The organism is Dactylosporangium aurantiacum (assembly GCF_000716715.1).
GTDB classification, from domain to species: domain Bacteria; phylum Actinomycetota; class Actinomycetes; order Mycobacteriales; family Micromonosporaceae; genus Dactylosporangium; species Dactylosporangium aurantiacum.
Genome location: NZ_JNYJ01000008.1, coordinates 53418 through 78488, shown reverse-complemented (window position 1 = coordinate 78488; position 25071 = coordinate 53418). Strand labels below are relative to the sequence as shown.

General features: G+C 74.9%; 26 protein-coding genes and 2 pseudogenes. 11 read left to right on the top strand and 17 right to left on the bottom strand.

Annotated features, from left to right (window positions below):
- The first annotated feature begins 2 nt into the window (after window positions 1-2).
- The gene (locus tag OP18_RS11335; RefSeq protein ID WP_033358761.1) at window positions 3-383 is read left to right on the top strand and encodes a VOC family protein; all 381 of its coding nucleotides are present in this window, start codon (window positions 3-5) and stop codon (window positions 381-383) included.
- A 90-nt stretch (window positions 384-473) separates the two neighbouring features.
- Here the strand turns inward: OP18_RS11335 and OP18_RS11330 are convergent, their stop codons facing one another.
- Complete coding sequence (locus tag OP18_RS11330) at window positions 474-1460, bottom strand: DUF2867 domain-containing protein (RefSeq protein ID WP_081970675.1); 987 nt, start codon at window positions 1458-1460, stop codon at window positions 474-476.
- A gap of 51 nt (window positions 1461-1511) precedes the next feature.
- Here OP18_RS11330 and OP18_RS11325 point away from each other — a divergent pair, with 51 nt between their 5' ends.
- Genes OP18_RS11325 through OP18_RS11315 form a run of 3 tightly spaced genes read left to right on the top strand, consistent with a single transcriptional unit; the run spans window position 1512 to window position 3239 of the window.
- Complete coding sequence (locus tag OP18_RS11325) at window positions 1512-2084, top strand: TetR/AcrR family transcriptional regulator (protein ID WP_033358922.1); 573 nt, start codon at window positions 1512-1514, stop codon at window positions 2082-2084.
- A 46-nt stretch (window positions 2085-2130) separates the two neighbouring features.
- Complete coding sequence (locus OP18_RS11320; RefSeq protein WP_063745483.1) at window positions 2131-2835, top strand: TetR/AcrR family transcriptional regulator; 705 nt, start codon at window positions 2131-2133, stop codon at window positions 2833-2835.
- A complete protein-coding gene (locus OP18_RS11315; RefSeq protein WP_156089442.1) occupies window positions 2832-3239 on the top strand; it encodes a hypothetical protein in 408 nt (135 codons plus the stop codon). Before OP18_RS11320 ends, OP18_RS11315 begins: the two co-directional genes overlap by 4 nt.
- A 2-nt stretch (window positions 3240-3241) precedes the next feature.
- Here the strand turns inward: OP18_RS11315 and OP18_RS11310 are convergent, their stop codons facing one another.
- From OP18_RS11310 to OP18_RS11280, 7 genes are all read right to left on the bottom strand, one after another.
- Window positions 3242-3832: a dihydrofolate reductase family protein gene (locus tag OP18_RS11310; protein ID WP_033358758.1), complete on the bottom strand. Its 591-nt coding sequence runs from the start codon at window positions 3830-3832 to the stop codon at window positions 3242-3244.
- A 114-nt stretch (window positions 3833-3946) separates the two neighbouring features.
- Window positions 3947-4948, bottom strand: a complete 1002-nt coding sequence (locus OP18_RS11305; protein WP_211273500.1) for an LLM class flavin-dependent oxidoreductase — start codon at window positions 4946-4948, stop codon at window positions 3947-3949.
- A gap of 7 nt (window positions 4949-4955) precedes the next feature.
- On the bottom strand, window positions 4956-5675 hold the full coding sequence (locus OP18_RS11300) for a hypothetical protein (protein ID WP_033358756.1): 720 nt from the start codon (window positions 5673-5675) through the stop codon (window positions 4956-4958).
- A gap of 307 nt (window positions 5676-5982) precedes the next feature.
- A complete protein-coding gene (locus OP18_RS11295) occupies window positions 5983-6840 on the bottom strand; it encodes a diacylglycerol/lipid kinase family protein (protein WP_245635340.1) in 858 nt (285 codons plus the stop codon).
- A gap of 111 nt (window positions 6841-6951) precedes the next feature.
- Window positions 6952-7692 (bottom strand): ABC transporter permease, encoded by a 741-nt coding sequence (locus OP18_RS11290; RefSeq protein ID WP_033358754.1) that lies wholly within the window; start codon window positions 7690-7692, stop codon window positions 6952-6954.
- 1 nt (window position 7693) lies between these two features.
- A complete protein-coding gene (locus OP18_RS11285; RefSeq protein WP_033358753.1) occupies window positions 7694-9301 on the bottom strand; it encodes an ABC transporter permease subunit in 1608 nt (535 codons plus the stop codon).
- Window positions 9298-10227 (bottom strand): ATP-binding cassette domain-containing protein, encoded by a 930-nt coding sequence (locus OP18_RS11280; protein WP_033358752.1) that lies wholly within the window; start codon window positions 10225-10227, stop codon window positions 9298-9300. The genes OP18_RS11285 and OP18_RS11280 overlap by 4 nt, the downstream gene beginning before the upstream one ends.
- A gap of 86 nt (window positions 10228-10313) precedes the next feature.
- Between OP18_RS11280 and OP18_RS11275 the strand changes: the two genes are divergently transcribed.
- Window positions 10314-10976, top strand: a complete 663-nt coding sequence (locus OP18_RS11275) for a response regulator transcription factor (RefSeq protein ID WP_033358751.1) — start codon at window positions 10314-10316, stop codon at window positions 10974-10976.
- Window positions 10973-12082, top strand: coding sequence for a sensor histidine kinase (locus tag OP18_RS11270; protein WP_245635339.1), 1110 nt, complete (start codon window positions 10973-10975; stop codon window positions 12080-12082). The genes OP18_RS11275 and OP18_RS11270 overlap by 4 nt, the downstream gene beginning before the upstream one ends.
- A 174-nt stretch (window positions 12083-12256) precedes the next feature.
- Here OP18_RS11270 and OP18_RS11265 read toward each other — a convergent pair whose 3' ends face one another.
- Window positions 12257-13045, bottom strand: a complete 789-nt coding sequence (locus OP18_RS11265; protein WP_033358750.1) for an endo alpha-1,4 polygalactosaminidase — start codon at window positions 13043-13045, stop codon at window positions 12257-12259.
- On the opposite strand from OP18_RS11265, the gene OP18_RS11260 reads away from it, so the two are divergent.
- Genes OP18_RS11260 through OP18_RS11250 form a run of 3 tightly spaced genes read left to right on the top strand, consistent with a single transcriptional unit; the run spans window position 13044 to window position 15289 of the window.
- Window positions 13044-13856: a serine hydrolase gene (locus OP18_RS11260; protein WP_081970649.1), complete on the top strand. Its 813-nt coding sequence runs from the start codon at window positions 13044-13046 to the stop codon at window positions 13854-13856. The genes OP18_RS11265 and OP18_RS11260 overlap by 2 nt on opposite strands.
- Window positions 13857-13859: 3 nt before the next feature.
- Window positions 13860-14243 carry a MerR family transcriptional regulator gene (locus tag OP18_RS11255; protein WP_033358748.1) on the top strand — a complete coding sequence of 128 codons (384 nt, stop codon included), beginning with the start codon at window positions 13860-13862 and terminating at the stop codon, window positions 14241-14243.
- 47 nt (window positions 14244-14290) lie between these two features.
- Window positions 14291-15289 (top strand): aldo/keto reductase, encoded by a 999-nt coding sequence (locus OP18_RS11250; RefSeq protein WP_033358747.1) that lies wholly within the window; start codon window positions 14291-14293, stop codon window positions 15287-15289.
- A 12-nt stretch (window positions 15290-15301) separates the two neighbouring features.
- On the opposite strand, the gene OP18_RS11245 is transcribed toward OP18_RS11250, so the two are convergent.
- From OP18_RS11245 to OP18_RS11235, 3 genes are all read right to left on the bottom strand, one after another.
- On the bottom strand, window positions 15302-15766 hold the full coding sequence (locus tag OP18_RS11245) for a hypothetical protein (RefSeq protein WP_033358746.1): 465 nt from the start codon (window positions 15764-15766) through the stop codon (window positions 15302-15304).
- A 278-nt stretch (window positions 15767-16044) separates the two neighbouring features.
- Window positions 16045-17430 (bottom strand): FAD-binding oxidoreductase, encoded by a 1386-nt coding sequence (locus tag OP18_RS11240; RefSeq protein WP_033358745.1) that lies wholly within the window; start codon window positions 17428-17430, stop codon window positions 16045-16047.
- A gap of 217 nt (window positions 17431-17647) precedes the next feature.
- Window positions 17648-19030: an alpha/beta hydrolase family protein gene (locus OP18_RS11235; protein WP_033358919.1), complete on the bottom strand. Its 1383-nt coding sequence runs from the start codon at window positions 19028-19030 to the stop codon at window positions 17648-17650.
- A 113-nt stretch (window positions 19031-19143) separates the two neighbouring features.
- Here OP18_RS11235 and OP18_RS11230 point away from each other — a divergent pair, with 113 nt between their 5' ends.
- Window positions 19144-19986, top strand: a complete 843-nt coding sequence (locus tag OP18_RS11230; protein WP_081970648.1) for an expansin EXLX1 family cellulose-binding protein — start codon at window positions 19144-19146, stop codon at window positions 19984-19986.
- A 280-nt stretch (window positions 19987-20266) separates the two neighbouring features.
- Here OP18_RS11230 and OP18_RS60480 read toward each other — a convergent pair whose 3' ends face one another.
- Both OP18_RS60480 and OP18_RS62500 read right to left on the bottom strand, forming a co-directional pair.
- The gene (locus OP18_RS60480) at window positions 20267-20563 is read right to left on the bottom strand and encodes a hypothetical protein (RefSeq protein ID WP_033358744.1); all 297 of its coding nucleotides are present in this window, start codon (window positions 20561-20563) and stop codon (window positions 20267-20269) included.
- Between the two features lie 343 nt (window positions 20564-20906).
- Window positions 20907-21140, bottom strand: a pseudogene (locus tag OP18_RS62500) (sigma factor-like helix-turn-helix DNA-binding protein); the annotation flags it as partial.
- A 43-nt stretch (window positions 21141-21183) separates the two neighbouring features.
- Between OP18_RS62500 and OP18_RS11220 the strand changes: the two are divergent.
- Entirely contained in the window at window positions 21184-23412 is a 2229-nt protein-coding gene (locus OP18_RS11220) for an MMPL family transporter (protein ID WP_081970647.1), read from the top strand.
- A 4-nt stretch (window positions 23413-23416) separates the two neighbouring features.
- Here OP18_RS11220 and OP18_RS52280 read toward each other — a convergent pair whose 3' ends face one another.
- The 3 genes and pseudogenes from OP18_RS52280 to OP18_RS62490 all read right to left on the bottom strand — a co-directional run.
- Window positions 23417-24241 carry an alpha/beta hydrolase gene (locus OP18_RS52280; RefSeq protein WP_081970646.1) on the bottom strand — a complete coding sequence of 275 codons (825 nt, stop codon included), beginning with the start codon at window positions 24239-24241 and terminating at the stop codon, window positions 23417-23419.
- A gap of 49 nt (window positions 24242-24290) precedes the next feature.
- Window positions 24291-24638, bottom strand: coding sequence for a helix-turn-helix domain-containing protein (locus OP18_RS62495; protein ID WP_425388632.1), 348 nt, complete (start codon window positions 24636-24638; stop codon window positions 24291-24293).
- 159 nt (window positions 24639-24797) lie between these two features.
- Window positions 24798-25064, bottom strand: a pseudogene (locus OP18_RS62490) (cupin domain-containing protein); the annotation flags it as partial.
- Window positions 25065-25071 lie beyond the last annotated feature (7 nt).

Here is a 25071-nt window from a genome sequence, read left to right as displayed (position 1 = left end):
CAGTGGAGTTCCGGCTCGGCGGGATCGGGCAGGTCGCCCGCCACGTCAGCGACATCGGCCGTGCCGTCGACTGGTATGGCGGCGTCCTCGGCCTGCCACACCTGTACACGTACGGGGATCTGGCGTTCTTCGACTGCGGCGGCACCCGGCTGTTCCTGAGCCGCCGCGAGGACGGCGCCGCCCCCGGCGAACAGTCGATCATCTACTTCCGGGTGCCGGACATCCACGCCGCCCACGAGCGGCTGACCGCACGCGGCGTCACCTTCGAGGGCGCACCGCACATGATCTTCAGGCACGCGGACGGCGTGGAGGAGTGGATGGCGTTCTTCACCGACCCGGACGGCGGGCTGCTCGCCGTCATGGCGCAGACCCCGGCCGGCTGACGCCCCGCCGGGCGGGCCTTTCCTGGTGGCGCCGGGCCGGTGGAGGGCTTCCGCCGGTCGCGGCGGCCCGGTTGACCGGGCGGCGCGTGCTCAGGTCGCGGTGGCGGGCGGGGCGCTGCGCAGGGCGCGGCCCAGCATCGTCCTGACGACCAGAGGATGGACCCGCCCGACCACGGCGAGATAGGCGCGGCCGCGGCGGGTCCGGGGACGGGCCAGGGTCGAGCAGACCACCGACCGCGCGTCGACGAACAGCGAGACCCGCAGGTCGAAGTGGCGGGTGTCGGCGCCGAACAGCACCTCGTCGTCGCGGGCGTCCAGCGGGGTGAACACCTCCTTCGGGTGCAGCGGCTCGAGACCGGGGATGTGGTTGCGCAGCCGCATCAGCGCACCGACCCAGCGCGGCGGCCGGCCGAACATCGCGGCCCGCCACGCGGCCGGGTCGGTGCTCGCGCCCGGCGGTCGGGGGCCCTGCCACGCGTCCATCAGGTCGACCCGGTCCAGGGTGCCGGCGGCGAGCCGGGCCCCGTGCGGCAGCGGCACCCGCCGCGGCCGCCCCGCGCGCGGTTGGCCTCGGCGCTCGCCGGTGGCTGCTCGACGTGCGCGACCGGCGACCGCGCGGCGCATCAGGCGGACCCACCATGACCACCGGGCCGGGCGGCGCACGGTGCCGGTCGCGGCCCGCTCGGCGTTGTCCAGGAGGTCCTGCAGGAGGGCCTCGTGCAGCCACCGTACGGCCAGCGGCCACCACCACCGCATCCCACCGGTGAGCCGCCCGTCGATGACGTGCACCAGTGCGGTGCCCTGACCGGCCGGCTCGAGGCGCAGCTCGTGCTCGCCCACCACGCCGATCGTGGGGTCGAACCGGCAGCGCAGCAGGCGGCCGGGCACGTGCTCGACGACGGTGTACCGGATCATGCCGTGGCCGCCGGTGGCGCCGGGGCCCAGCGGCCGGTCGAACCGCATCGGCGGCCACGCCGGCGCCGGCCACAGCGGGTCGTCGGGGCCGGCGACCCGGTCCAGCAGAGCGCCCAGCCGGTCCATGGGCGCGTCGATCGTGCGGCGTTGGACATTGCGCATGACCACCTCCATACGGTGCCGTATGGCGCCACCGTACGCTACCGTATGGGCATGGCACAACGGCGGCTCAACGCGGAGGACTGGACGGCGGCGGCGCTCGCCGCGATCGCCGACGGCGGGCTCGCCGCGGTCGCGGTCGAACCCCTCGCGGCCCGGCTCGGCGCCACCAAGGGCAGCTTCTACTGGCACTTCGCCAACCGCGACGCGCTCGTCGAGGCGACCATGCAGCTATGGGAGCGGGCCTGCACCGACGCGATCATCGACCTCGTCGAGGCGGCCGGCGACCCGCCGAAGAAGCTGGCGCTGCTCTTCACCACGGTGCTCGGGCACGCGCGCTCCAGCCGACTGGAGATGAACGTGCTGGCCGTCGCCGAGCACCCGCTCGTCGCGCCGGTGGTGCACCGGGTCACCCGCCGCCGCCTCGACTACGTCGAGCAGCTGTTCACCGAGGCCGGGTTCGCGCCGGGGGAGGCCGGGCGGCGGGCGCTGCTGGCGTACACCGCCTATGTCGGTCAGGCGCAGCTCGCCGCGCGCCTACCGGAGCTGCTGCCCGCGGACGCCACCGGCCAGGGCGCCTATCTGGACACCGTGCTGTCCGCGCTGTTGGCACCCGCCGGTCAGTGACGTAGTGTTTCTGGAAACACGACGTTTCTGACTGGGACGGGCGCCGGTGAGGCTGACGAGGGCGCAGCGACAGGACCGCACGCACGAGCAGCTGCTCGAGGCCGGGGTGGCGGTGTTCCTGCGGCGCGGGTTCCTCGCCGCGACCGTCGAGGAGATCGCCGCCGAGGCCGGATACACCCGCGGTGCGGTCTACAAGCACTTCGGCGGCAAGGAAGGGCTGTGGCAGGCGATCGTCGACGCCCACGCCGACACGCACCTGCACGGGCTGCGGGCCGCCCTCGACCGTGCCACCAGCCGGGAGGAGCTGCTCGCCGTGCTCAATCCCGCCGTGTACGTCCAGCGGACCGCCACCCGGTGGACGGCCGTCTCCGCCGAGTACCTGGCCGCGGTCGCCGGGCGGCCCGAGCACGCGGCGGCGCTCGCCGCCACCCAGCGCCGCCTCGACGAGACCGTCGCCGCGGACCTCGACCGGCACTGCCGGCGCCTCGGCATCCGACCGGCGCTGCCGCTGCGGGACCTCGTCGTCGCGTGGGGCGCGCTCGGCGGTGGGCTCGCGTTGCTGCACGCGGCGGACCCGGCGACCGCCGTGGGTGAGGTCGCGGCGGGGGTCCTCGCCGTGCTGCTCCCACCGCCGACTGGCGAGCCGGGCGGCTCGCCACCCGCCGCCGGCGAGCCGGGCGCCTCGCCACCCGCCGCCGGCGAGCCGGGCGCCTCGCCACCCGCCGCCGGGCGGCCTGGGGGTGTGTCGTGACCGATCCGGCCGAGCGCAGGTCCGAGCTCATGGCGTGGCTGCGCCGGCGGTTCCGGATCTTCGGTGGTGTCGCCGACGCCTTCTCCCACGCCGACACCGGACCCTACGCCGGTGCGCCGCGCAACCCTGACCTGCGCATCGGTGACGAGCGGTCGTACTCGACGGTGCGGTACAGCACACAGCAGATCGCGTACACGACGATCGGCACCGACGCGGACGAGTGCCCCCGGTGCGGCCGCCCGCTGGTCGAGCGGCACCGCCTCGAATACGTGCGGGGCGACACGCGCGTCCCCGTCGGCGCCGTGCGCACGTGCCGCGGCTGCCAGACCGACTCGTGGCTGCTGCGCTCCCGGATGCCGGCGGTGTCGCGGGCCCGCGACACCGCCCGCAAGCACGTCACCTGACCTCAGCGGTCACCGGTGAGGTCGTAGGACAGGATGAGCACGCCGGTGCTCGTCTGGGTGCAGTCCACCAGCCGCAGACGCTGCGGCGCGGGCGCCCCGCGGAACAGCCGCTTGCCGGTGCCGAGCAGCAGCGGGTGCAGGAACAGCCGGTACCCGTCGACGAGGTCCTCGGCGATGAGATCCTGCACCAGGGCCCCGCTGCCGAGCACCGCGATCGTGCCGTCGCCGTCGCTCTTGAGCTTGCGCACCCCCGCCCCGAGCGGGGCGTCCAGGACCCGGGCGTTGTGCCAGGTCAGCTCGGTGAGCGTGCCGGTCGCCACGTACTTCTCGGTCGCGTTCATGTGCGCGGCGATCGGGTTCGTGTCCGGCTGCGTGGGCCAGAACTCGAACATCTTCTCGTACGTGCGGCGGCCGAACAGGTACGCCGTCGTCGAGGCGAGCCCCTCCGCCGCGGCGGCCGCCTGGCGCTCGTCGAAGTACGGCGCGCTCCACCCGCCGTGCTCGAACCCGCCGTCACGGTCCTCGTCCGGCGATCCCAACCCCTGCATGACCCCGTCCAGGGTCAGGAACTCGATGACGGTCAGCTTGCGCATGCTCGCCCACCTTCCGGTGCCCGGGGCCGGCACCGCGCCGGCCCTTCACCACCTGTACGAAGTGCGGGCCGCCGGATCGACATCCGGCCGTCACGAGTTTTCGCCGCCGGGCTGTCAGGGGCTTCGCCGCCAGCCGAGTGCCGGGCCGAGCACGGTCGCGATGTCGGTGAGGATCTGCACGTAGTCGTCGTGCTCGAAGCTGAACGGCAGCGCGAACGCGACCTCCCGCACCTCCTGGTACCCGGCGTGCGCGTGCAGCCGCTCCGCGATCCGCTCCGACGGCCCGACCAGATCCGGGGCGAACATCATCCGGGCCGGGCCCTGCGGGCTCGCCGTGCGCGGGGTGCGCTGCCGCGCGTACTCCTCGTACCTGCGGCGCTGCTCCGGCGTGGCCGAGTCCGTCGGGATGACCACGAGCCCCTGCGACACGCGGGCCCGCTCGCCGTCGGGGTGGTGGTCGCGGAACGTGCGGATGTGCGACCGCTGGATCTCGGCGAAGTCCTCCGACTCCTCGGCCTTGACGACGCTGCTGGTCAGGAAGTTCATCCCGTGCTCGCCGGCCCAGCGGGCCGAGGAGAGGCTGCCCCCGCCATACCACATCCGGCTGCCGAGACCGGGGGAATGCGGCTGCACCCGGTCGGAGAACACCTCGAACCCCTCGACGCCGGCGTCGGTGACCGGCACGCCGCGCACGAGGTCGAGCAGCCGCCGGACCCGCTCGTAGCTGAAGTCCTCGGCGTCGGCGGTGTCCGGGTAGAGCGCGTGCCGGACCCGGTCGAAGTGCATCGGCGGCCCGACGCTGACCCCGGGGTTGAGCCGGCCACCGGACAGCACGTCGACGGTGGCGAGGTCCTCGGCGAGGCGCAGCGGGTTCTCCCAGCCGAGCGGGATGACGGCGGTGCCGAGCTCGATCGTGCTGGTGCGCTGGCTCGCCGCCGCCAGCACCGCCACCGGCGAGGAGATGCCGAACTGCAGGTGCCGGTGCCGCACCCACGCGCTGTCGAACCCGAGCCGCTCACCGAGCTGGATCACCTCCAGCGTCGACTCGTGCCCGCGGCGTGGGTCCGCCGCGTCGAACAGCCCGATGGTCAGGAAACCCAGCTTCTGCAACGCCACGGGCCCATTATTCAACGGTCACCGGCACCGGCGTGCCCTGCTGCACCTCAAGGACGGCGCGGTCGCCGAGCGGCCCGGCGAGGCGCACCGTCGCGGTCCGCGGCGCGCCGATCGACCGGCACGCCTGCCCGCCCGGAAACGGGTGCGCCATGACGATGACGACGACCGCGTTCGCCGACGCCACCACCTCCGCCGTGCAGTCCATCCCCGACGGCAGCGTCGCCGGCTGCGGCGCGCCGACGAACTGCGCGGTCAGCGTCGTGCCCGTCACCGTCGCAGCGTCGATGCGCAGCCCGCCCGGCGGGTCGTCGGCGTTCCACGGCGGCGGACGCACCGTCACGCCCGCGCCGAACGCCACCCTCGTCACCGGCACCGCCGACCCCTTGACGGTGAACTGCCAGGCCGGCGCCGTCGCCGCCCCTGTCGCCGTCTGGATGCGGGCCGTGCCGAGCCGCGCCCCGGTCACCCGGATCGTCTCGCACCGCGGGCAGTCCCGCCCTTCACCGGCCAGCGCCGCCAGGGCCTCCGCAGCGGTGATGATCGCCACGGTACGCCGCCCGCCCGCTTCCCACACGACGTCGCCTTCGGCGCTCGGCGGCCCTTGGGAGGGGGGCGCGACGGCGGTGACCTTGCCGGCGGCGAGGGCCTCCTTGAACGCGCCCGCGGCGGGCTCCCAGTCGCCGGAGCCGGTCCAAATCCTCGGTGACTGGGCCGGCCCCGGTTTCATTGGTTCCGGCTGCTTCGGTTCCGGCTGCTTGGCCCCCGGCTTCTTGGCCCCCGGCTTGTCGGGCCCGGCTGCTTCGGGTGGCTTGGTGGCGGCGGTTGATCCGCATCCGCTGCCGAGCATCGCGACCGCGAGGGCCGCCGTCACGGCTCGCCGGGCCCGCCGCTGTCTCGTCACCCCCGGGTACCTCCGGTGTCGGCCGCTGCGTCGCCCGTTCGACGCGCCGCGGCCGGCCCCGGTTCCGTCGCCCCCGCCCGGGTGGACGGTCAGGGGACGGCGCCAATGACGGCAGGGGACGGCGCCAATGACGTCAGGGGACGGCGACGGTGACGGCGGACCGGACGGCCTTCGCCTTCAGCTTGCGCACCGGTTTCCGGGCGCCGCCGTCCAGCTCCAGCAGGACCGGCTCGGCGAAGCGGACCCTGACCTTCCGCCCGCTGGTCACCTTGACGAACGGCGACGTGTCGGTCCGCCCGAACGCCATCCGCCCCAGTGTGCGGGCCCACTGCAGCGCCCCCTTCGCGGTGGACACCCCGACCTCCAGCCGCCCGTCGAACGGGCTGGCGTCGTCGAACGCCTCGATCCCCCCGGCGATCGTGCCGATGTTGCCGAGCAGGACGCACGTCGCCGGCCCGGAGAACCACTCCTGACCGTCGACGGTGACCGTGGCCTTGACCGGGTCGTCACCGACGTGCCGTACGGCCGTGCCGAAGTACGCCAGCTTCCCGGCCCGGCTCTTCATCCCCTTGTCCGCGTCATCGATCATCGCCGCGTCGAAGCCGACCCCCGCCATGACCGCGAAGTGCTCCCCGGCCACCTTGCCCAGGTCGAACCGCCGCCGCGTCCCCTCCAGCCCGATCCGCACCGCCTCGACGATGTCCTGCGGGATGTCGAGCGACGAAGCGAACAGGTTCGCGGTGCCCGCCGGGATGATCGCGATCGTGACGTCCGACCCGGCCACGGTGTCGACGCACCGTTGCACCATGCCGTCGCCGCCCCAGACGAAGACGAGCTCGGCGCCCGCCTCGACGGCCTTGCGCAGCTGCTTGGGTGCCTTGCGGCTCTTCGGAACCTCCCGCCAGTCGGGACGCTCGACACCGGCACGGGCCAGAACCCGCCGCAGCTCGTCGAGCCCTCCACCAAGCGTCTTGCCAGCGTGGGCGATCACAGCGACATGCACATCCGCTTCGGTACCCATCAGCGTCGACCGCTAAGCGTGCCCCACTGGCGACCCCCCCCGCCCCCGCGCCTGCCGGCTCATGTGCCGCCTCCTCGCCACTCAGGCGTCCCTGGCGGCCAGGGCGGCGGCGCCGGCGAGGAGGGCGCCGGCCGCCCAGGCGGCGGTCACGCCCAGGCCCGCCCACGGGCCGATCGGCAGCTTGTCCAGGCCGGTGGTGGCCTGCACGGCGAGCCCCGCGGTCATCGGGCCCACCTGCAGCAGGTGCCGCTCCCAGTCCGGATCGGCGGCCGCGGCGGCCAGGATCGGGAACAGGTACAGCAGCCCGAGCACCACCCCGATCGCGGCGGCCGCGTTGCGGACCAGGGTGGCGACGCCGAGGGCGAGCAGGCCGATCAGCAGCAGGTACAGCACCGAGCCGCCGGCGGCCCGCAGCACCGTGTGCAGCGCCGCCTCAGCCGGCAGGATCCGCCGGCCGGCGAGGGCCGACACGGCGACCGCGAGGGTCGCGGCGGGGGCGACGACCGCGGTGACGACCGCCGCCTTCGCCGCGAGGACCGCCCAGCGGCGCGGCATCGCGGCCACGGTGGTGTGGATCATGCCGGTGCCGTACTCCCCGCCGACGGCGAGGACCGCGAGGATCGCCACCACCGCCTGGCCGAGCTGGACGCCGGTGAGGCCGGCCTTCGTCGGGTCACCGCCGCAGTGCGGGCCGGTGCACGGGATGTTCACGGCGACGACCAGGCCGACCGCCACGGTGGCGACCACGATGCCGAGCGGCAGCCACACCGTCTCGGGGGCGGTGCGCAGCTTCGTCCATTCGGCGTGCAGGTATCGGCGCACGTCACACGTCCCTGCGCTGGAAGCGGTACGCGGCGAACGCCATCCCGGCGACGGCCCAGGCGAGCAGGACCCCGAACCCGGCCCACGGCTCAAGGGGGAAGAACCCGTTGGCGGGCGTGTAGACGCCGTCGACCTGCGGATATCGCAGGGTGCTCTGCTGCACGGCGAACGCCGCCGCCGGCGTGACCCGCAGCAGCCACGCACCGGCGGCGACGGGCAGGACGGTCATCGACAGCAGATACGGCAGGACGGTCGCCACGATCGCGAGCGTCACCGCCACCGTGCCGCGCCGCAGCAGGACCCCGAACGCGAGGGCGAGGACGGCGGCGACGGCCAGCAGCGCACCGGTCCCCACGACGACCCGCAGCTGCGTCGCGGCCGACGCCGGATGCACGTAGATGCCGTTGCCGCGCATGATGTCCGGCCCGAACGTCACCACCACGGCGGCCGCGACGAGGCCGGCGACGAACGTGACGGTGCCGAGCACGGTGGCCTTCGCGGCCAGCGCCGTCAGCCGGCGCGGCGCGGCGGCGAGCGACGTGCGGATCAGGCCGCGCCGGTACTCACCAGTCATGATCATGGCACCGAGGACGACGACGAGGACCAGCCCGGCGAACGTGCCGATGAGCGTCTGGCTGATCGTCGTGCCGAGCCCCGCCGCCCCCGCCACCGCCGGTGCGATGTCGCCGGAGCCGGTGACGGTGAACCCGCCCGCGGTCTGCTCGGCACCGTTCGGTCGGCCGCCGCCCGGTCCGCGCTCGCCGCCGCTCTGCCCACCGGGGCCCGGGCCGCCTGCCCCGCCCGGTCCGCCCGGTCCGCCCGGTTCGCCCGGTCCGCCCGGTCCACCGGACCCGCCGGGGGCGGCGTCGGCGCCGATCTGGTCGACGGTCCAGCCGCCCGGCTGCCAGCCGCCGGCCGTTGTCAGCTGGTCGAACTCGGCGGTCGCCCGGGACGGGCCGCCGGCCGCTGAGGCGGCGCCGGTCGCCTCGGTGAACTGCGGCGAGGCGACGAACAGGCCGACCTCCGCCGTCGCCGGCAGGCCGGTGAGCCGGACCGTGCCGATCCCGTTCCAGCTGGTGCCGTCGGCGGACTCCAGGGCGGTGACGCGGTCCCCGGCCCGCGTCAGCCGCAGCCACCTCGGGCCGGCCGCGGTGGCGGCGCTGCCGGCGCGGTCGTGCACGTAGTCGTGCTGCAGGCGCACGCCGTGCCCGCCGGTCAGCATGACCGCCGCATACGTGGAGCCGCGCCGGGTGCCGTCCTTGACGATCAGACCGGCCTTCGCCCACGGCACCACCTCCTCGATCTCCCCTTCCTTGCCGGACAGGTCGGGCCGGGTGCCGGTCATCGACGCGACCCGCACCGTGATCGTGCCGTCACCCGCGAGCGGCCGGTGCACGAACGTGAACGTGTCGCTGACCTCCTGCCCCTCAGGGCCGACCGGCAGCGCGCACTCGGAGCCGGCGCCGCGCGTGCCGCAGGTGCCCTCCATGCCCGGGAAGAGCCCGAAGCCGACGATGACGACGGCGGCGGCGACCAGGCCGACCATCCACCCCCGGATGGTCCGGAATTTGGTCCATTCCGCGTGTACGAGCCGCGCATAGCCCTTCATCGGGTCACCTGCGGGGCGGTCGTGGCGCGGAACTCGACGGCGTCGCGGGTCAGCTCCAGATAGGCCTCCTCCAGGGTGGCGCGGTGGGTGGAGATCTCGGCGAACGGCACCCCGCCGCCGGTCAGCGCCGCCACGACCGCCTCGGCCGGCAGGCCGGTGACGGTGAGCGTGCCCTCGTCGGTGCGGACGGCGGTGGCGCCGGCTGAGTCCAGTACATCTGCCGCGACATCGACGAAGGGGGCACCGAGGCGCACGGTGACCCGGCCGGCGGCGGCCGCCTGCAGCAGGGCGGCGATGCTGGTGTCGGCGATCACCTGGCCGCGGCCGGCGACCACGACATGGTCGGCGGTGTCCTGCAGCTCGCTCATCAGGTGGCTGGACACGAGCACCGCCCGGCCCTCGGCGGCCAGCCCGCGCAGGTGCTGGCGCATCCACACGATGCCCTCGGGGTCCATGCCGTTGAACGGCTCGTCGAGCATGAGCGCCGGTGGGTCGCCGAGCAGGGCGGCGGCGATGCCGAGCCGCTGGCGCATGCCGAGGGAGAAGCCGCCGGCGGCGCGGCGGGCGACGCCCTGCAGGCCGGCGCGCTCCAGCACCTCGTCGACGCGGCGGGCGGGCAGCCCCTGGGAGTGCGCGAGCCACAGCAGGTGGTTGCGGGCGGTGCGGCCAGGCTGCAGCGCGCCCGCGTCGAGCAGCGAACCCAGGTGGCACAGCGGGCGGCGCAGCGTGCGGTATGGCCGGCCGCCGACGAGCGCGGTGCCGGCGTCGGGCGCGTCGAGGCCCAGGATCACCCGCATGGTGGTGGACTTGCCGGCGCCGTTGGGCCCGACGAAGCCGGTGACCTGGCCGGGCTCGACGCTGAACGTCATCCCGTCGAGGGCGGTGTGCGACCCGAATCGCTTGCGGAGGCCGTTGACGACAATCATGCGTCCCGTTGTACCGGCGGGGCGGTGACAGCACGGTGACAGCCGCTGACACCTCGTTGACACCGACGACCTGGCATGGTGGTGGCATGCGGGTGCTGGTGATCGAAGACTTCGAGGTCCTGGCCAGGACGGTCGGCACGGGGCTGCGCCGCGAGGGCATGGCGGTCGACGTCGTCCTCGACGGCGTGGAGGCCCTCGACCGGCTCGCCGTGAACCGGTATGACGTGGTCGTCCTGGACCGCGACCTGCCCGGCGTGCACGGCGACGAGGTGTGCCGGCGGATCGTCGCGGCGGGCTCCAGCAGCCGGGTGCTGATGCTGACCGCGGCCAGCACCGTCAAGCAGCGCGTCGACGGCCTCGGCCTCGGCGCCGACGACTATCTGCCGAAGCCGTTCGACTTCGAGGAGCTCGTGGCGCGGGTGCGGGCCCTGGCGCGGCGGCCGGCGGTCGCGCTGCCGACGGTGTACGAGCTCGGCGACCTCACCCTCGACCCGGCCCGCCGGGTCGCGACCAGGGCGGGGCGCCGCCTGGAGCTCAGCCCGAAGGAGTTCGGCGTCCTGGAGTGCCTGCTCGCCGCCGACGGCCGGCCGGTCTCCGCGGAGGACCTGCTGGAGCGGGTGTGGGACGAGGCCGCCGACCCGTTCACGACGGTGGTGAAGACGACGATCCGCCGGCTGCGCGGCAAGCTCGGCGCACCCGAGCTCATCCACACGGTCCGCGAGGCCGGCTACCGCATCGGCGAGCCGTGAGCGCCGCTCCCCGCCGCCGGCGGCGCGGCCTGCAGATGCGGCTCACGCTGCTGTACGCGGTGCCGTTCGTCCTCGCCGTGGTCTCCGGCATCGGACTGTTCACCTACGGATCGGCCGCCACCGCCCCGGCCGACGACATCTACCATTCGCCCGCGACGCCGCCCCCGTCACCCGGCGACGACCGGATGCTGCGCATCATCGTGGCGACGGTGCTGCTGTCCAGCTGCATCGCGGTCGTCGGTGGCTGGATCACCGCCGGCCGGGTGCTGCGTCCGTTGCGGGCCATCATCGCCACCGCTCAGGACATCTCGGCGAACAGCCTGAACCGGCGGCTCGGGCGGCTAGGGCGCAAGGACAAGGACGAGGACGACGAATTCACCGATCTCGCCGAGACCCTGGACAGCGTCTTCGAGCGGCTCGAGGCCGCGTTCGCGTCGCAGCGGCGGTTCGTGGCCAACGCCTCCCACGAGCTGCGCACCCCGTTGGCGGCGGAGCGGGCCCTGCTGCAGGTCGCCCTCGCCGACCCCGACGCCACCGTCGACACGTTACGCGAGGCGTGCCAGGAGGTGCTCGCCCTCGGCGCCGCCCAGGAGCGCCTCGTCGACGCCTTACTCACCCTGGCCAGCGGCGAGCAGGGCGTCGAGCGGGACGAGCCGGTCGACCTGGCCGAGATCGCGGCCGCCGCGCTGCGCCGCCGCGCGGACGAGGCGAAGGTCCGCGGCGTCCGGGTCGACACCGGCCTCGGCCCGGCGGTCGGTGCCGGCGACCCGCGGCTGGCCGAGAGCCTGGTGGCCAACCTGGTCGACAACGCCGTGCGGCACAACGTCGACGGCGGCTGGGTCGAGGTGTCGACGGCGACGGTGGGGGGCGCCCCCCGGCTCACGGTGCGCAACACCGGGGCGGTCGTCCCGGCCGATGAGGTGGAGCGGCTGCTGCAGCCGTTCCAGCGCTTGGAAGGGCAGCGGATCGGCCGCCGCACCGAGGGTCACGGCCTCGGCCTGGCCATCGTCCAGGCGATCGCCACCGCCCACGGTGCGGCCCTGCGCGTGCTGCCCCGCCCCGAGGGCGGCCTCGACGTCACCGTCGACTTCCGGCGCCTCGAATGACCTCGCCTCGGTCGGCGCCTCGTCTCGGTCGGCGCCTCGTCTCGGTCGGCGGCGAGCCTCGTCTCGGTCGGCGGCGAGCCTTGCCTCGGTCGGCGTCGAGCCTTGCCTCGGTCGGCGCGGCCGGACCGCATGCTGGGGCGGTGATTGCGTCGCGGTCACAACAGTCAGCGGCGGTCAGCAGGCGGCGCGGAAGGCGTCCAGGCGCAGGTTCTTGCGGATCGAGCTGAAGCGCAGGTTCGCCGCCGTCGGGCAGGACGACGCCTTGTACTCGACGTGGAACACCGGCTTGCCGGTGGTGACGAACGGGCCGAGCGCCGCGCACTCCTTCCATTGCACGCACGACTCGTTGACGGCGAAGTCGAAGGACGGGTGCAGTTTGGTGACCTGTTCGAGGTCGTTCTTCAGGCCGACGGCCAGGCCGAGGGAGTGTGCCAGGTCGGCGACCCTGCGGTTGAACAGCAGCTGGTCGGCGGCGGTGAGCGGGAAGCCCGACGGGTTGGCGTAGCCGTCCATGTTGTCCGGGTCGACGGCGTCGAAGCCCTTGGCCTTGCACACGGCGAAGCGGTCGGTGAGGATCGGGCGCAGCGTGTCCCACTGCCGGATGTCCAGCCACCGCTCGCCCGCCCAGCCGTCGAGGGCCTTGCCGAGCACCGCGGCCGGGAAGCGGGCGGCGTCGGTGCGCCAGTTCTCCCACGAGCCGGCGTCCACGTAGCACAGGACCTTGCGGCCGGCCGTGTGCAACTTCGTCACCTGGGCCTTCGTGGCGTCGGCGCCGTCGATGTCGTACACGTCGGCGGGCACGGAGAGGTCCAGCGTGCCGGTGTACTGCAGCTGCCACGTCGCGCCCACGGCCGGCTTCCACCAGGTGCGCGGGGCGGCGGCGGCTGCCGGTACCGTGGACGACGCGACGACGACGAAGAGGGCCGTCAGGGCCACGAGCAGGGTGCGGGGGGTGTGTCGCATGCCTCGCCATCGGCCGGACGTGCACTGGCCTGATCTGACGGTCCGGCGGAATGCGCCGGCCGGTCGGGGGACAGACACGGCCGTCACCTGGTCCGTGTGCGTCCGCGACGCCGGTGGGGCGGTGCTGCACGCGCACCGGCCGGAGCTGGTGCTGTCCACCGCGAGCGTCGGCAAGCTGCTGTTGCTGCTGCAGGTCGCGCGCAGCGTGCCGCTCGACCTGCCGTGCGACCGGCGTGACGTCGAGCCGGTCGCCGACTCGGGGTTGTGGCAGCACCTGTCCACCGACGTGCTCCCGGCCGGTGACCTCGCCGTGCTGGTCGCCTCGGTGAGCGACAACCTGGCCACCAACGTGCTGCTGCGCCACGCCGGGCTGGACCGGGTCGCGGCGCTCGCCGGGTCGCTCGGCCTGACCGCGACGGCGCTGCACGACGTGGTCCGCGACGTGCGGACCGCCGCGCACCCGCCGCGGCTGTCCTCCGGCAGCGCCGAGGAGCTGTCGCTGCTGCTGCACCGGCTGCCGGACCTTGACGGCGGGCCGCAGGTGCTGCGGTGGCTGGGCACGTCGGCGGACCTGTCGATGGTGGCGTCGGCGTTCGACCTCGACCCGCTGTCGCACGCCGGCGTGGTGCTGCGCAACAAGACCGGCACCGACGAGGGGGTCCGCGCGGACGTCGGGGTGGTCACCGGCCCGGCCGGTCCGGTCAGCTACGCCGTCCTCGCGAACTGGCCACCGGAGGTGGCGACGGTCGGTGAGGTGCTGGCGACCATGCGTGCGCTGGGCGATGCGATCCGCGGCGTCGTGGGAAACTGAGGTATGCCGTACTCGCCGCGGGAGACCGCCCAGAAGACCGGGTTCAGCCTCGACACGCTGCGCTACTACGAGCGCATCGGCCTGCTCGACGGCATCGACCGCACCGCCGGTGGGCAGCGGCTGTTCACCGACGACGACCTCGCGTGGCTGGACGTGCTGCGCTGCCTGCGGGACACCGGCATGCCGATCGCCCGGATGCGCCGCTACGCCGAGCTGGCCCGCGACGGCGACGGCACCTTCGCCGAGCGCGCCGAGCTGCTCGAGGAGCACGACCGGGACATCGAGCGCAAGATCGCCGAACTGCGCGACGAGCAGGCCAGGATCAAGGAGAAGATCGGCTGGTATCGGCGGGAGCTGGGCCGCATGCAGCAGCGCACGTCGGCGTAGGGCCGCGGCTTGACCTGGTGCGCGCTCCAGGTCCTAGCGTCGGCCGTATGCGAACAGTTCCACTCGGCCGCACCGGCGAGCAGGTCAGCGCGCTCGCCCTCGGCTGCATGTTGATGGGCACCAGCACCGACGAGGACACTTCGACCCTGATCCTGGAGCGGTATCTCGACGCCGGCGGCACGTTCCTGGACACCGCCGACTGCTACGCGTGGTGGCCCGACCCGCCGGCGGGGGCGGGACCGTTCACCGGCGGGGAGAGCGAGTCGCTGCTCGGGCGGTGGTTCGCCAAGCGGGGCCGGCGCGACGAGGTGTTCCTCGCGACCAAGGGCAGCGCGTGGGTCGCCGACCCGGCCGCCGCGCTGGACGGCCGGCGCCCCTCCGCGTCGCAGTACGCGGGAGCCGGCGCCGACACGCTGCGGCACGCCCTCGACGCGAGCCTGCGCCGGCTCGGCGTGGACCACGTCGACCTGTACTACGTCCACGTCGACGACCTCGCGACCCCGCTGGAGGAGACCCTCGAGGCGCTCGCCGGGCTGGTCGGCGCCGGCAAGACCCGGCACATCGGCTGGTCCAACGTGTCGACGGCCCGCCTGGAGCGCATCGCCGCGCTGTGCGCCGAGCACGGCTGGCCCGCGCCCGTCGCCGTGCAGCAGGAGCACTCGTACCTGCGCCCGACCACCCCGAAGGTGTCCATTGTGGACGACGAGCAGCTGGCGTACGTGCGGGCGCACCCGGAGCTGACGCTGGTGGCGTACTCGCCGATCCTCAAGGGCATCTACGACGACCCGGCGAAGCGGGGGACGCATCACGTGATGCAGTCGTACCGGGGCGGCGACACCGACGCCCGTCTCGCGACCGTGGCCAGGGTCGCGGCCGGGCTCGGCGTGACCGGCAACCAGCTGGTCCTGGCCTGGCTGCTGCACCAGCGGGACCCGGAGCGGGTCACGCTCATCGGCCCGCGGACCGCGGCGCAGTACGACGCGGCGGTCGCCGCGCTCGACGTCACCCTGGACGCGGCGACCCTGGACGCCCTCGGGACCGTCTGAGGGGGTCCCGCGTCAGAGGGCGATCGGCCGGTACTCGAGCGCCGCGGCCACGATCTCCTCCGCCTCGGCGCCGGCGAGGTGCGGCGGCGGGTGGAAGATGAGGCCGGCGGCGCCGGGCATGATGACGTTCGCCTCGAACAGGGCGACGAAGAAGTCGGTGTGCCGGTCGGCGGCGAGGATGCGGCGCACGATCTCGACGAGCTCGTCGCGGGTGACGCGGCTGGTGGCCGGGGTCCGCCGGACCGGGGGAGCCGCGGCCTCGGCGGCCAGCTCGTCGAGGTTGGGGCCGCCGCACTGGTCGCGCAGGTCATCGGCGGTGTACTCGTGGCCGGTGGCGTCGTTGAGCGCGGCGATCTCGTCGGCGGCCCGCGGGTCGCCCCGCTCCAGCAGGCCCCGGACCGCGGCGATGCGCGCCCGCACCTCCGCGAGGCGCTCCGCGGCGACGGCGGGCGGCAGCAGCTCGGCTCTCAGCTCCACGGGCCGATCCTGCCACCACCGCGCCGGCGTGTACCGGTGGGATGGCGGGCCGTCCGTCCTGGCTGTGGCCGGCGATGTCGGCGTTGACCGGGGCGGGCGCCCGGGCGCGGCGGCCCTGTGGACGGCGGCAGGCGCCACCCGTGGTGGGCGTGCCGCCGTCGCACGCGCGGCGGTGTTCGGGGCGGCGGGCGGCTGCTGGTCGAGCGGAGAGGCCCACCGACCACCAGCCGCCGCGTCCGCCGCCCGTCAGCCGCCGCGTCCGTGGCCTGGCCGCGCTGTCAGGCGAGGATCGCCTGGTTGGTGGAGAACATGTTCGCCGGGTCGTACGAGCGCTTGATCCGCAGCAGCCGGTCGCGGTCCGCCGGGGGCCAGTTGGCCTGCAGGGCCTCCGGCGTGCCGCCGCCGGAGAAGTTCAGCAGGCCGCCCGGCACGGTGGCGTCGGCGGAGGCGAGGACCGCGTCGGTGACCGCGTCCACGACCGGCACCAGGTCGGGCAGGCCGAGGCCGATGACGAACAGCGAGTACGCGGCGTCGCGGCCGGTGACCGCGTTCGGCACCGCCGGCGGGCGGCCGAGGGCGCCGCCGAGATGGCGCAGCTCGACCATGATGAGCGGCACGTCGACCTGGGGACCGGCGGTGGCGAGCAGGGCCTCGACGGTCGCGGCGGTCAGGTCGCCGAGCAGGACGCCGCGCTCGCGGGTCGGGGTCGGGTCGACGGGGTCCTGGTGGATGGCGTCGACGGCCTGGTAGGGCAGGTCGCCGACGCCGCCGAGGAGGGTGGGGGCGGCGGCGAGCATGGGCTCCAGGAGGCGGGCGGCGTCGGTGGCGTCGCCGAGGTACGCGACCCGCAGGTGCACCACGAACGCGCCGCGCAGCGGCTCGGGCAGCTGCGGCAGCGGGGGCAGGCGCAGCAGCGCGAGGGACGTGTTCATCCGCTCGGGCAGCGTGGGCGCCCAGGCGCGGTAGGCGTGCAGGACCTCGGCGGCGTGGGAGGCGGGGAAGTAGATGCCGCCGCCGGCGAGGGCCGGCACGTCGAACAGGGCGAACTCGATCGCGGTGACGATGCCGAAGTTGCCCTTGCCGCCGCGGACCGCCCAGAACAGGTCGCTCTCGTGGTCGGCGTCGACGGTGCGGGTCACGCCGTCGGCGGTGACGATCTCGACGGATCGGACGTGGTCGGCGGCGAAGCCGAAGGTGCGCCCGAGCGGGCCGAGGCCGCCGCCGAGGGTGTACCCGACGACGCCGACCTGCGAGGAGGAGCCGTTGAGCGGGGCGAGGCCGTGCGGCGCGGTCGCCTCGATGACCTGCGACCAGCGGACCCCGGCGGCGGCGCGGGCGGTGCGGGCGGCCGGGTCGACGGTGAGGTCCCGCATGCGGCGGGTGGTGATGAGCACGCAGTCGACGGCGGGGCGGACGGCGCCGTGGCCGGTGGCCTGGACGGCGACCGCGAGCCCGTGCCGGCCGGCCCAGCCGACCGCGGCGGCGACGTCGGCGGTGCTGGTCGCGCCGACGGCGACCAGGGGTCTGTGCGGGTTCGCCACGTTCCAGACGGCGGTCTCCTCGGCGAAGCCCTCGTCGGTGGGCAGCAGCACCGGGCCGCGGACGGCGGCGGTGAGGTCGGCGATGCCGGCGGTGTCCAGGGCCGGGGTGGCGGACAGGGTCATGGTGGGTCCCCTCGGACGGTGGCGCCCACCGGTTCGGGGCGCCGCGGGACCCACCGTGTCCGGTGCCGCTTGGCCGCCGGTTAAGGATCGCTTGGCCGTCACTTGAGCGCGGCCGGTGCCGGGACTTGAGCCACGCTGGCGACCCGAGGGCCGCGAGGGTGTAGCGCATCGTGGACACCCGCCGCGGGCGGCGGCCCCGGCCGCCGCCCGCAGGGGCTCAGCGTGGGCAGGCGGGGCCGAACGCCGGCCGGTCGGTGAGGGTGAACCGGCAGCCGAACTGCGCACCTGCGACGGCCCGGCGGTCCAGGATCGGGTCGCCGGCCGGGCGGTGCCCGGTGCGCACCCAGGTGACCAGGTCGTCGAAGCCCTGTGCCAGCTCGGGTCCGGTGAACTCGCAGTGCCCGAGGGCGCGCACGGCCCGGGACACGAACAGCTTCCCGCGGCCCTGGAGGTTGGCGCGGCGGGCGTACTCCTGCTCCATGGACAGCGGCACGAACAGGTCGCCGATGGTGTGCATGGACAGCACCGGCACGCGCGGCCGGCCGTCGACGCGGGGCACCCCGGACAGGTCCCGCGACGGGCGGTCGGTCCGGTCGACGCGCAGCACGTCGCGGTTGAGCCGCAGCTCGTCGCGGGACAGCCACGGGTTGTCGTCACCCTGGTACACGGTGAACCGGTTGGAGGTGATGTTGCCCTCGGCGACGCCGGCGGTGCCGCCGGACAGCCCTGGGTAGACGCCGAACAGGAACGGCACGGAGGTCAGGGGCGGGATGCCGGGCAGCGCGCTCCAGTAGGCGAGCGCGTTGTCGAAGCCCGGCCGGGTGCCGCCGCTGCGCTGCTCGACGAAGTCGCCCCAGCGCCGCCCGAGCGGGGTCAGCCCGGCGCCCTGGCCGAGCAGTGGCACCTGCTGGGCCACCTGCTGGCGGTACACCTCCTGGAACGACGGATCGACGGGAGCCTGCGGGAACGTGATGGTGGTGCCGGTGAGCGCCGCGGCCGTGACGTTGGCGTCGAGGAAATAGTCGAACAGCTCGGCGTCGCCGAGGACGCCGCAGACCGGCATCGCGGCCACGAACGCCTGCGGGTGCTCCTCGATGGCGACGGCGGTGACGTGCCCGCCCATCGAGGCGCCGGTCATGTAGACGGCGCGGGCGGGTTGCCCGGTGCGTTCGGTGAAGCGCCGGATCAGCTCGTACGTGTCGCGCACGCCCTGACCGACGTCGTAGCCGTTGGTCTGGTAGCTGGACGCGGCCCACGCGAACCCGCGCGCCAGGTAGTGCGCGCGCAGCGACGGGCTGTCGACGTACACGGTCGTGCCGAGCCCGCGATAGCCGTGCGCGTACAGGACGAGCTCGCCGTTCCAGGCGGCGGGCCGTTCGATGCGGTACGCGGCACCGTCGTCGATCCCGGTCCACACGCTGGATCCGGCGACGGGGACGAAGGGGGTGCCGTTGACGTCGCAGTCCGGGTCGGCGACGGTGTAGCCCGGCTGCGTGGTGCTGGCCACGGGCGGACCGCACACCGGCGGGTCCGCGGCGGCGGGGGACGGGACGGCGGCGAGGAGACCGGCCGCGAGGATCAATGACGCGACGCTGCGCATCCACACATGGAACGCCCGTCGATGCCGTCGTGTCAACGGATACCTGCACGTCGAGTGCTTCTTGTTCCGGCGATTTCCCTCAACGCGGGGGCGGCTTCTAGACTCCCGGACCCATGGACCGCCGTCACCTGCGTTGGATGATCCCCGCCGCGGGCGGCGTCCTCGCCGTCGTCGTCTCGATCGTGCTCGTCGCCCAGGACAGCGGCAACGCCGCCTGCGCCGCCCCGCCGGCCGCCCGTGAACCAGTGGTGGAGAACGTGCGCGCGGGCAGCGCCTCGTACTACAGCACCAACCGCAACGGCATGTGCAACCTCGGCGCCCCGTCCAGCGACGGCTACGCCGCCATCGGCCCCGCCGAGTGGGCCGGCGGCGCGGCGTGCGGGTCGTATCTCGCCGTGACCGGCCCCAACGGCCGCACGACCATGGTGCAGGTGGTCGACCAGTGCCCGTCCTGCCCCGCCGGCAAGATCGACCTGAGCAGGGCCGCCTTCGGCCGCATCGGCGACGTGGGCGCGGGCATCATCAAGATCACGTACGGCGCGGTCCGGGACCCGGAGCTGCCCGGCCCGCTGAAGGTCCGCGCGAAGGGCGGCACCGGCTACTCGTCGCTGTCGGTCGTCCTGGACAACCACGGCAACCGGCTGTCCACTGTGGAGCTGCAGACGCCCGCCGGCTGGACCCCGTTGAAGCACAACACCGACAACACGTGGACCGGCCCGTCGGGGCTGACCGGCCCGGTCACGCTGCGCGTCACCGACACCGCCGGCCACCAGGTCACCCTGCCCGGCGTGGCCCTCGGCGCCTCGGCGTTCCAGCAGACCGGCACCCTCATGTACAGCCCGGCCGCCGCGTCGCCGTCACCGTCGCCTTCGGTGTCGCCGTCGGATCCGGCGTCGCCGTCGGCCGCGACCAGCCCGGTCGGCGCCGCGGCGACGGGCGCCCCGCCCGTCTGCTGACGGGTCGCCCGGCCGGCGGGCCGGTGACGGCACGCTGATGGGGCGGGACTGTGGACGGCCGCGCCGCCTGTCCGAAGGGGGCGTGACGACCCGGCCCGCGGCTTCCGGACGGGGCCGTCGGGCCTGCCCGTCGCGGGAGTGTCTCGGCGGCGCTGCCTGTCACTGGGGTCGGGTCGGCCGCGCGACCTGCCGCGGGTGGCAGGCGACGACAGGTCCGGGTGCCCGCGTGAATCAGGCGGTGATCGTCGGCTCGAGTCGCGATCAACTGGCGACCAGTGGGTCAGGTGGCGCTCAGGTCACGGCGGGGGCGGCGGCTCCAGGTCAGGCACAGCGCGCCCGCCGCGGCGATGACCGGTGCGGCGGCCAGGCCCAGCCAGGCGTGGGTGCGGGCGGCCGCGGCCCGGTCCGCCTGCTCGGCGAGCAGGTCAGCGGTGGCGTCCTGCGGCGGGATCGACACCGCCGCGTAGTGGGCGGCGAACAGGATCGGCACGGCGACCGCGAGCGCGAGCAGCAGCCAGCCGAGGTCGCGCCGCCAGCCTGGCCAGGATTCGTGCCCTTGCCACCCGGTGCGCTGCATGTGTCCATGATTGTCCACCGGCACCGGGATTGGAAGGTCTGTTTACCGAAGCCGGCGGGCCAGGGCGACGACGAGCCAGATCCCGGTGCCGTCCGTCGTGGACGAGCAGCCGCCGGCCGTCGTGGCTCCAGGCGACCGGGTCGACGGCGACGTCGGCCTGCCACGGCCACGGCAGGTGCAACCGGCCGGCATCTGCTCGGCGGCCGCGGCGAGCCTGCGTGCGAGTCCCTGCGACACCTGCGGGGGTCGGCGGCGGCGGGTTCCGCGTCGGCGGCGCCTGCGTCCGGCTGGGGTCCTGCTCGGCCCCGCTCAGCACCCCCGGCGCGATCCGCCGCAGCCGGGCGAGGGCGTCGCGGGTCTGGCTCTTGACCGTGCCGACCCGGCAGCCGAGCGCGTCGGCGGTCTGCGCCTCGGTGAGGTCCTCGAAGCGCCGCGGCACGATCACCGCCCGCTGCTCCGGCGCCGGCGCCGCGAGGGCGGCTGTCGGCGGGCAGATTCTTGACGTAGCGTCACAGCTACGCAGAGATGCGTCGATTCTTGCGTCGATTCGTGTGGACCGGGTATCAAGGGGCAGCACAAAGTTCGATCGTGGAACTATTTGGTCGTCGAGAGGGAAGAACGTGGGCACACGAGTGGCAGCCGCCGTCACCAGCCGGCTGGGCGCTGTCCTGATCCTGCTCGTCACCGTAGGGTTGTCGGCGCTGGTGTTCCTCACCTCGCCGGCCCAGCCGGACGCGGAGCCCGGCGACGGCCTGCCGGCGGGCAAGCAGTCGACCCGGGTGACGCAGCTCGCGGACCGGTTCGCCAGCGGCCGCACCGACGTCGCCGTCGTGGTGTACGAGCGCCGCGACGCACCCCTCACCGACGCCGACAAGGCGGTGATCGAGCAGGCCCGCACCACCCTCGCCGGCACCGCCACCGGGGGCCAGGTGCCGCCGCCCGCGGTCGCCGAGGACGGCCGGGCCGCGCTGCTCGCCGTCACCCTCAGCGGTGACAGCGAGACCCAGTCGACCGCGGTGGAGCGCATCCGCGACGTCGTGCACGCCGGCGGTACGCTGCCCGGCGGGCTGACCGCGCAGGTCACCGGCGGTCCCGCGTTCGGCCGGGACATCTCCGCCGCGTTCGAGGGCGCCGACGTCACCCTGCTCATCGCGACCGCCAGCGTCGTGGCGGTGCTGCTGCTGCTCACGTACCGCAGCCCGCTGCTGTGGATCGTCCCGCTCGTGGTCATCGGCACCGGCGACCAGGTCGTGGCGAAGCTGCTGCCGTGGGTCGCCAAGGTCGTCGGCGAGCGCACCGACGCCTCGGTCAGCGGCATCGTGTCCGTGCTCGTCTTCGGCGCCGGCACCGACTACGCGCTGCTGCTCATCTCGCGGTACCGCGAAGAGTTGCGCCACACACCGGACCGCCGGGAGGCGATGAAGGTCGCGCTGCGCAACGCCGCGCCGGCCGTGGTCGCCAGCGCCGGCACCGTGATCCTCGCCCTGCTCACCCTGCTCGCCGCGGTGCTCACCGCCAACCGCACCCTCGGCGTGGCCGCCGCGATCGGCGTCGCCGTGGCGCTGCTGTTCGGCCTCGTCGTGCTGCCCGCCGCCCTGGTCAGCCTGCCGCGCGGGATCTTCTGGCCGTTCGTGCCGCAGGTCGGCAGCCAGGATCCGACCAGCAAGGGCGTGTGGTCGCGCATCGCGCACGGCGTCGGCCGGCACCCGGCCCGGGTCCTCGCCGGCGCCGCCGTCGTGCTCGCCGTGCTCACCGCCGGGCTGCTCAGCACGTCGATCGGGCTGTCGCAGACGGAGCAGTTCCGCACCGAGGTCGAGTCCGTCACCGCCCAGGAGGCCCTCGCCCGGCACTTCCCGGCCGGCTCGTCGCAGCCGGTGACCGTCATCGTCGCCGCGGCCACCACCGACCGGGCCGTCGCCACCATCGAGGGCCTCGACGGGGTCGCCGCGGTCGCCCGCCCCGAACGCTCCGACGACGGCACCCTCACCAAGCTGCGCGTCGACCTGCGGGCCGCGTCCGGCACGCCCGCCGCCGACGACACGGTGCGCGCGATGCGCTCGGCCCTCGCCGGGATCGCCGGCAGCGACCCGCTCGTCGGCGGCGCGCCCGCCGCGGACCTCGACCAGCGCGACGCGTACCGGCGCGACAACACGGTCGTCGTCCCGCTCGTGCTGCTCGTCGTGCTGCTCGTGCTCGTGGTGCTGCTGCGCTCGCTCGTGGCGCCGCTGCTGCTCCTGCTCACCGTCATCGTGAGCTTCGCCGCCAGCGTCGGCGCCGCGAGCCTGGTGCTGCGCCACGGCCTGGGCATCCCCGCCCTCGACGCGGGCGTGCCGCTGCTGAGCTTCCTGTTCCTCGTCGCGCTCGGCGTCGACTACAACATCTTCCTCGTCACCCGCGCCCGCGAGGAGGCGGCGGCGCGCGGCGACACCCGCGCCGGGGTGATCCGCGCGCTCGGCGCCACCGGCGGCGTGATCACCTCCGCCGGCATCCTGCTCGCCGCGGTCTTCACCGTGCTCGGCGTGCTGCCGGTCATCGTGCTCACCCAGATCGGCGTCATCGTCGGCATCGGCGTGGTCCTCGACACGCTCGTCGTGCGCACCGTCGTCGTGCCGGCGATCGCGCTGCTGCTCGGGGAGCGCTTCTGGTGGCCGGCCCGCCCGGGCGCTTCGTCCCCCGGCTCCGGTACGGCCTCCGCCGCGCCCTCCGACGCGCCCTCGGCCGCGGCCTCCGCTGCGGCTCCCGCTGCGGCCTCCGCTGCGGCCGATGGCGCCGGTGCCCGTCCGGTGGGGCACGTGGCGGGCGGCGGGCGGCACGTGGCGTCGGGGTCGCCCGGGCGGCACGAGGGGTGAGCCGTCAGCCGTCGTACAGGTCGAGGTAGACCTGGTCGAGGGCCTGGGCGTGCGCGCCGATGACGTTGTGGGCGTGGCCTTCGCCGTCCGGCAGGACATGATGGACGAAGGCCGCGCCCGCCGCCGCGGCGAGCCGGGCCGGCACCGCCACGGCCTGGCCCGCGTCGACCACCGTGTCGCCCGGCGACGTCACCACCGCGACCCGCCGCAGCGCCCCCCGCACCGGCACGGCCGGCAGGTTCGCCGCGACCCGCAGGTACTGGGCGACGGCCGTGAACGAGTACCCCCGCGCGTTGACCCGGTCCGGGACCAGGCGCAGCCCGTACAGGACGGTCACCGGCCGCAGCAACGCCGCCGGCACCCGCCCCGGGTGCGGCGCGAACAGCGGCGTGATCAGCAGCAGCCGGCCCACCACATCGCCGTGGTGCGCACCGAGCCACGTGGCGAGCGCGGCACCGGCGGAGACCCCGACCACCCCCACCTCCTCGCCCAGGGCGGCCGCCACGTCGAGGGCGTCACCGGCGTACGCGAGCAGATCCGCGGCCGTGAACCCGGCATGCCGCCCGCCCGCCCCGTGCCCCGGCGCCAGCGGCGCGTACACGTTGCACCCCCGCTCGTGGAACAGCTCGGCGAGCCGGGCGACCTGCCGCGGGCTGTGCGTGTACCCGTGCAGCAGCAGCACCGCCCGGCCCGTGCGCCGCCCGTGCGTGCGCAGCAGCGTCCCGTCGCCCTGCCGGTCCGCCACGGCCTCCTCGTACGTCAACGCCCGCCGGGGCGCCCGCTGCAACCGCCGCCGGCGCAACGGCCAGCCAGGTGTGTCGCGCCGCATGCCTCGCCTCCCCGACTGCCCGCCCTGGTGCCGGCCGTCGATGGTCGCATCACAGCTCACCGCCGCGCCGCCGGGGGTGCGGCGACGCCGGGTGGCGGGCCGGCGGTGCGGGCCGGCGGTGGGCCGGCGGTGGGCCGGCGGTTCGGTAGGCGCCGGGCGGGGTGCCGACCTCGCGGCGGAACGCGGCAGCGAACGCGAACTCGTCGCTGTAGCCGACCGCCGTGGCGACCTCGGCGAGGGTGCGGCCGGGCTCGTCGCGCAGCATGGCGGCGGCGAGTTCCATCCGCCAGCGGGTCAGGGGCTGGTCGCAGGTTGGGGTCTGGTCGCGGGCGGGGATTGGTCGCGGGTCGGGGTCCGGGCGTGGCTCGGCGGCCGGTGCTTCCGGTGGTCCTGGCAACAGCGGTCCGGGAACGGCGGTCCGGGGAACGTCGGTCCGGGGAAACGTCGGTCCGGGGAACGTCGGTCCGGGGCACAGCGGTCCGGGGCACAGCGGTCCGGGGCACAGCGGTCCGGGGCACTGCGGTCCGGGGCACTGCGGTCCTGGGAACAGGACGGCCGGGGGCAAGGCGCGGATGAGGCGGTCCCGGGCGGCGCCGGTCACGGTCAGCTCGGCGCTCAGCACGACGGTGCGCGGGCCGTCGCCGCCGAGGTGGCGCAGCACCGACAGGGTGTCCTGGGCCTGGGGCGGCGGCGCGTCGGTCAGGGGCGCCCCGGGGCGGTGGCGCAGGGCGCGGGGTGTCCAGTGCGGGAGCAGCAGCAGGTCGCCGGGGGCGGCCCGCAGGCGGGTGCCGGCCGTGTCCAGCCACACCTCGCCGCGCACGACGTGGTGC